This is a genomic window from Elizabethkingia argenteiflava (assembly GCF_009904105.1).
Classification (GTDB): Bacteria; Bacteroidota; Bacteroidia; order Flavobacteriales; family Weeksellaceae; genus Elizabethkingia; species Elizabethkingia argenteiflava.
The window spans coordinates 1-7,379 of sequence record NZ_JAAABJ010000617.1 but is presented as its reverse complement, the minus strand read 5'-3'; the positions used below and the strand labels follow the sequence as shown (position 1 = coordinate 7,379).

Annotated in this window: 4 protein-coding genes and 2 pseudogenes; 3 read left to right on the top strand and 3 right to left on the bottom strand. The window is 30.9% G+C overall.

Annotated features, from left to right (window positions below; translation table 11 throughout):
- The 3 genes and pseudogenes from GNY06_RS10770 to GNY06_RS10765 form a co-directional block, all read left to right on the top strand.
- Nucleotides 1-163, top strand: a pseudogene (locus GNY06_RS10770) (IS481 family transposase); the annotation flags it as partial.
- Between the two features lie 48 nt (nucleotides 164-211).
- Nucleotides 212-540 (top strand): annotated as a pseudogene (locus GNY06_RS14370) (hypothetical protein); the annotation flags it as partial.
- The gene (locus GNY06_RS10765; protein WP_166520074.1) at nucleotides 519-2,918 is read left to right on the top strand and encodes an outer membrane beta-barrel family protein; all 2,400 of its coding nucleotides are present in this window, start codon (nucleotides 519-521) and stop codon (nucleotides 2,916-2,918) included. The pseudogene GNY06_RS14370 and the gene GNY06_RS10765, both read left to right, overlap by 22 nt.
- Nucleotides 2,919-3,497: 579 nt before the next feature.
- Here the strand turns inward: GNY06_RS10765 and GNY06_RS10760 are convergent.
- The 3 genes from GNY06_RS10760 to GNY06_RS10750 all read right to left on the bottom strand — a co-directional run bounded on the left by GNY06_RS10760 (nucleotide 3,498) and on the right by GNY06_RS10750 (nucleotide 7,330).
- Entirely contained in the window at nucleotides 3,498-5,033 is a 1,536-nt protein-coding gene (locus tag GNY06_RS10760) for an amidohydrolase family protein (RefSeq protein ID WP_176590015.1), read from the bottom strand.
- Between the two features lie 1,119 nt (nucleotides 5,034-6,152).
- Complete coding sequence (locus GNY06_RS10755; protein ID WP_166520073.1) at nucleotides 6,153-6,785, bottom strand: glycoside hydrolase family 19 protein; 633 nt, start codon at nucleotides 6,783-6,785, stop codon at nucleotides 6,153-6,155.
- Nucleotides 6,782-7,330 carry a hypothetical protein gene (locus GNY06_RS10750; protein WP_166520072.1) on the bottom strand — a complete coding sequence of 183 codons (549 nt, stop codon included), beginning with the start codon at nucleotides 7,328-7,330 and terminating at the stop codon, nucleotides 6,782-6,784. Before GNY06_RS10750 ends, GNY06_RS10755 begins: the two co-directional genes overlap by 4 nt.
- Nucleotides 7,331-7,379: the final 49 nt, after the last annotated feature.

Sequence of the window (7,379 nt, the reverse complement as noted above, 5' to 3'; positions counted from 1 at the left end):
CTATTACAACAATGAAAGAACGCATACTGGAAAACATTGTTATGGTAAAACACCACTGCAGACGTTTTTGGATAGTAAACCTATTGCAAAAGAGAAATTATTGGAAACTCTTGCAGTGGAACAAAAAATCCTTACTTTTCGAAGTAAGGATAATATTGAATAACTGATAATTATTTTAACACTTAACTGTCAGATTAAGTCGGGGCTATTACAATTAATCATCGCAAGAACAATATTTAAGAATCCCGATTTTTTGATATTTGATGAGGCTACATCTGCTTTGGATACCAAAAATGAAAAGATTATACATAATAATTAAAGTTATTTTTTAAAAATAAAACCGTACTCATTATAGCTCATAGACTCAGTACAGTGAAAAATGCTGATAATATAATTGTGATGGATAATGATAAAGTCATAGAGCAAGGAAAACATATAGAATTACTAAATAAAAAGAGCACATATTATGAACTTGTTAAAAATCAGATAGAATTAGATGAACTTCTTAATCAATATCCATGGATAATAATAGAGCTGTAGCGATATATACCATCATATGTTTTTTTATATGTTTTTGTCAAATTACCGGACAAACCCTAAAAGGTTATGTGCATGTAAATAAGAAGCCAATGAACGCTGCTGAAGTGTTCATTGTCGATTCTGAACAAAAAAAATATTTTACAATAACAGGAGAAAATGGGCAATTCAGCATAGAATTACCAAATAAAAAATGGTATAGTGTGAAAATTTTCTCTAATAAGAAATTGCTACTAGACCGGAATATATTTTTAGAAGGAAATAAAATAGAGAACTTTTCATTAGAAGAAAAAGAGGTCGAAATAAAAGGATTAGACATAATTTCTAAAAAAAAGATAATCCAACAAAAAGTAGATCGATTAGTTTTCAATGTAGAGAACTCCATTATTGCGGGTAGTGGGGATGTATTAGATGCGATACTTTTAGCACCAAGAATCTCTGTGCAAAATGATGAAATAAAAATTATGGGTAAGAATAAAATTCTAGTAATGCTAGATAATCGCCCCATTAATATTCAAAAAAACGATTTAATTAATTATTTAAAATCTATAAGGTCTGATGATATAAGTAGTATTGAAGTAATCACTAATCCTCCATCTAAATATATTGCAGAAGGAAATAGTGGAATTGTAAATATAATAACCAAAAAATCTAAAACAGATTACTGGAATCTCACACTCAATACGTCTGGGCAAATTTCATCAAGATTTATCAATAAGGATGGAATAATATATAATTTAAAGCATAAAGACCTTTCAATTTCTTCGAGCGTTAATTATGCAGGAGGATATTCTGTACCAACAAAATTTTCTAATATAGAATACCCAGATGCAACATGGACAGAAAATAATAATCAACTATTATTAACAGATAACTTTTCAAGTAGAATATCAATTGATTATAAGATAAATAAACATATTTCTACAGGAGCTCAATATATAGGTAGTTATTCCTCCCCAGTGATAGAATCCAACATAGAATCAAATATATTCGGCAAGTCTAATAATAATTCCTTGATACAAACCAAATCTAAAGATTCAAAAAATAATAAATTTACTTCATTTAATTATCATATTATTTACGCAATCGACACCATAGGTAAAAAAATTTCTTTTGATTTTGATTATTTCAACAATATAGGTAATACTAGCCAGGTATATGCTACAAATATTATTAATGACTTAGGTTCTTTATCAAATAGCCAATCTTTTAGTTCCGGAAAAAATGAAGGTGCGCAAAGAATTAATAATTACTCTATGAATGTTGATGTAGAACACCCTACATCTTGGATAGATTTTAATTATGGAGCAAGGCTATCATTCACTAACACGTTAAATGATATTAAGTTTTACAATTTAAATGAACAAGGTATTAACTTAGACAAAAATAAAACGAATCAATTTTCATTTAAAGAAAAGAATCAGGCAATTTATTTCTCGGCGAATAAAAAAATAGGAGATAAATGGGAGGCTCAAGTAGGTATAAGGCTGGAAAACATTCAGACCAATGGTTTTTCCAAAACGTTAAATCAAGAATCTGATATTAGATATACAAAGTTTTTCCCGACTGCTTATATTCTCTATAAATTGAATGATCATAATCAATTTTCTGTTAATTATGGGAAAAGAATTCATCGCCCCGAATTTAGTCTATTAAACCCGTTTAAGTACATATATTCTCCATATTCCACATCTGAAGGCAACCCATACCTTCTTCCAGAATTTACAAATAATCTTGAATTTACTTATAATTATAAAGACTTTATGATAACGTCTTTGTATTATTCAGACCTTAAAGATGGCTTCGATATGCTAAATATGCTTGATAATCAATCAAAAATTCAAAATGTAAGACCAATTAACTTTATTACAAACAAATCATATGGGATTAATCAGTATTTTTACCTTAAGCTATTCTCTTGGCTAAATGTAAACCTAACATTAAATATTTTTAATAGTCAATCAAAATCTAATACTCCTATAACCTTATCCTATTTAAATGGCTGGAATTTGGAAACAAAGGCAGATCTTAATTTTACTTTGAATAAACAGAAAACATTCTTTTTGGGTGTAAACTTATGGCAAACCTCAAAAGGAGTTTCTAACCTCGATAGAAACTCTTCAGGCTATCAAGTTGATGCTTCTCTAAAATTATTATTGAATAAAAAGCTTCAACTCATCTGTTATGCCAATGATATATTTCGATCAAATATAATAGCATATACAGGCTTTTCTAACAATAATGAAACCTTTTATAGAAATTATGATGATCTCCGATTTGTACGGCTATCATTAGTTTATAGCTTCGGTAATAAATCCATTAAAGAATCTTCTAGGGAAGTTAAGAATTCCGAGGAAAAAGAAAGAGCCGTATCTAAATAACCGAAGGATTTTAATCTTATTTAAAAAATAGAGCATCAGGAATCTATACGAAAAAGTAGTATAGTACGCTTTTTTTTAATAATCTAACCTGAGTTCGGTTTAAGGAGAAACTAAATAGGGCATTGCTAATCAAATATAGGTAATGTTTTATTACAATAGTGCATTAAAAGAAGTATTGAGAATCTGATCACTTCTATTTTTTTGAGAAAGGGGGCTACTTTTTTCTTATTTTATGCTTTAAACGTATGATATTCAAATTATTTCAGTTATCACTGTTTTTATCATAGAATATTAAAACGATACTTCTTAAATTTTTAGACTATATTCCTCTAAACAAAAGTATATAGGATTAGGAATGGCTTATTTTTCTTAAGTCTTATTGAATATATTTAATATTCTCTCCTATTTCCTAAATGATTGAATCGTTTGATAAATCTAAAACTTTTCCTAAAATAAAAATTAAATAGTCCCCCTAATTTAATTCTACATCCGTAAATCGACCATTATTAAAATGGGGTAATTCAATATTAATAGCCCCGACAAAATCAGTTTTCTATTAAGTCTTTACTAATGGATGTATTATGAAGCTTCGGGGTGTTTTAAACTTTTAGCCTTTAATTCCAAATTAGCCTTTTGTACAAAATCAATCCACTGTTGATTTAAATACATTTTCGCCTCCTTTTTTTCATTTTTATTTAAAGAGGAATAATGAATCGAATTAAAAACAAGTTTCTTTAGAGCCTTTAGATCCAGCTCCCAATATATAAAAGCTATCCAAAAATCATAGCTAAGCCCCTCATATCCATAAACTCCAGGATCATCGCTATTAATGGAGCATTGTACCCCATTGCGTAACAAAACTCTTGCCGGATGGTTTCGAAAATCACTCACATATCCTAAAATCTGATTACTAATAGGACTTACCTCAACCAGTTTATCGTCTTTTTTTATCCGTTCCACGACCTGTGGAAAATAGATTAAATTCAAACCATGCCCTATTCTTTGATTGTTTAATATCGAAACATCCAGAGTGTTCTTATTAAAAATAGAGTTACTTTCACCCGCATGCAGGAAAAGAGGCATTTCTGTTCCATATTTTTTGGTGAATTCTTTCAACTTTTCCCAATTTTCCTGAAAAGAATAAATGCTATTTCCCGTAGCCTCATCTGCCACGAGATCAAATCCCGAAATTACATCCGGAAATTCTTTTTTAAGTTCAAATGCTCTTTCAAGTTGATTTTCAACGCTCTGAGTATCTAAAAACTTAAAGCTGGAATAGATTAATTTAAAAGTAAATTGAGGATGCGACTTGCGTATTGTTTTTAGAATATCCTGCAGATCAGTAATGGATGTATTTAAAGGATATTTTCCATATTTAAAGTCGTAGAGTTCATCAAAATTAAATCTAATTTCCACATGTTGTACTTTATCTTTGACTAAATCCTGAAAACCTTTTAAGTAATATTCTTTGAAAAAAGGACGATAAGCCAATAATAAACCTATACGCTTAAAACGTTTCTCAAATTCAATCCAATAATCTGTATAAGTGCAGAGGGTGGATCGTCTCAGGATGAGCAAATCTTGTAATTGGGCTTCAAAACTAGGATCTGAAATAAGTTTCTTATCCAATTGAACAAAGCCTTCGGGAACATTTTCTTTTTCAAAAAAGGCCATTTGTCCGAAAATATATTGTCCATTATCTTGTTGATCATAAACATAACATTCTTTATATTTTCTTGCTTTCATCATCAACCATTTAACATCTGTTAAACCGCCGCTATGTATATGTAACAAACCTCCTTTTGGCATAGCATTAATCACCTTAAACAATTCACTGCTCTCTATCAATGGCCTTATTTCATTAAAAGAACGATTATATAAAGATATTTTATGCTGCTCTGTTGTGTTAATAAATTGTTGTCGCATTTGGAGTAGTTTTTTATCCAACCTCACCTCCGCTTCCGACAAATGTATGTCGGCATCAAAAGCCAATGCTTCATTTTTTTTCTCTAATAAATTCCAGTTTTGCCGGTAATCGGCATTTTGCATTATTTTACTTTTACAGCCTACCAAAGGAAATCCTAAAAGCAAAATATAAATCAGATCTTTTCTCATAATAAAATTTAGGGTTGCTTAGTGCAACATTTTAAACTTAACTATTTTCTTAATAATGTATTTTGAATAAAACCATGTACCATCGTGTGATTACTAAAAAATGACTGCCGGAACCTAAGGCATCCATAGATATAAAATTTTAGATACTTATTTATGGTAAAATATTTATAAATAAATCTATTAAACTTAATCCATTTCACCTAATATAGAAATGAGGGCGCTCGCTATTTTTAATTTAATTCTAATTAGTCAAGCAATCATAACCTCACTCTGGCGTTCACTTAAATAAAATATTTAATGATTTCCGCATGAAAGGAGAGTGGTCCAAGAAGGTAATTTATCATATCTCTCGAAATCTATGTTTTGGAATACAAAGACTTCCCGAATAATTTTTATTAACACCGCCAGGGAGAAGGTAGCTTTTTGTTTATTCTAGCATAATATTTTGTTTTTTTATGATAAATATTCACTGCTCATCTTTATTTTTATATCCTATCTTTTTTGCGGATCCCGTAGCACTAAATATGAAAATCTATAAACAGGATATAAATGGAGTATACATGCAAATTTATTACCATTATAATCAGCAAAACAAAATACCTGCGCCTACAAAACAAAACAGCAAAAAAATACACATTCTACACCAGATATCCGACCCCTTTTGGTAAATTTTTAAATTCAATCCCCGCATTTTTGTAATCCTAAATCGAATCTTGTTGTGCTTTCCTGAGCGCTGATTTAATGTTCTTACAAATTATGTACATGAAAAATCCATATAAAGATTATGTTTTTATAGCATGAAACTAGGTTTTATTTTTAATAACAAAGGGGTGCTAATACACCCCTTTGTGGGCTTTTATTTTCTTTAAATTTTTGTATCAGCCCCAAAATCACCATTTGTTTTTAATTGATGTGCTTTTTGAAGCTGTGAATTATTGAAAATTCTCACCGTTTCGAAATAGAATTAATCTTTTCTATATTTAACCACCCTTCCAATATTTTATTACATTCAAAAAGGGTAGCTTATTTTTTTCGTATAAATCTTTTTTTATCCATTAAATACAAGATAAAAAAGATCATTATATAGAGTCATCAATAAGATATTCCGAAAACTCCGCATTAACCTATTAGGGTATTTACCTCTTTCAATTTATCATACCAACCTTTCACCTGTTGATACCCAAAAGGGTTTTGGCTATAATTTCCAGAGATCACTTGGCGTGTAGCCAATAATGAAGGCTTGGTAGATAACTTATTCCTTTTCCAATAATAAAGGGCAGAGATAAAGGTATAGGGAGGGTGTTCCAATAGTTCGGGGTTATTTATTACGTCTATACCCGTCGCTTCTGCCAATTGAGTATAGTTACTTCTCCCCGTTAATTGGATGGCTCCCCTACCGATATACTTAGCACCATCACCATCGTAGAGATTGCCCAGTCCTTTTTTAAACAGGCGGTCATCATACACCAGATTCGCCAGTTTGGTGGGATTTCGAAGGTAATCATTAGGATTGTATCGTGACTTAAAAGCACTCGGAAAAACTTTTACCAAACGCTCAGCAGAGGTATAATATAGGTTTTCCTTAAAGACTTTAAATCCCAAAGTCTCATGTAAGCAGTTGGCTAGGAATCTATATTTATCTTCATCACACAAAATGCCATATTCCTCCATTTGTTGAAAAAGATCACTGGGTACATTTTCCATTTTTGCCCCTACTTTTTCAAGTTTTAAATTCATGTCTGTAGTATTCATAGTATTATTTTTTTAAATTGTTTCATTAAGGGGATCGTTAGCATACCCACAAAAAAGAATAGAACATACCACGACCACATGGGGCGATTGCTTTTTACTTCTTTGCTTTTTTGTTTTGTATAAGTACCCAGCTTTTGCTTTAGCTCGGTTTTTTCCTTTTCTAATCGCTTGTATTGTTCCTGCATATTTCTGATCATGGATACCTGATGGTTTTCGGTATTGAAAACCACCATTTCATCCCCCTTGAGTTCATATTCTACCTCATTACCCAAAGCGTCCTTTACTTTTAATTTCCTGGGGAGTTTTTTGTTCTCAGATAATGGAGAAACAGAATTTCTAGGAGCAGGTAAAACTTGAAAGCTCAATTTCCCCTGGGTATTTTGGTTGATATCCCAAGCTTTCCTATTGATATTTGCACTGGAGAGACCGTCACTTTTTAAATCAACATCCTCGCTCTTTTTCTCGATGTTTAAAGCAGAAGTTTTATGCCGGCTTCCACAGCCTATAAAAAGGCTAAGAATTAGAATTAATAGAGCTCTCTTCATCTTTTAACAGGTTTTTTAATTGGAAGGTGATCATCCGTCGCACGGGGCG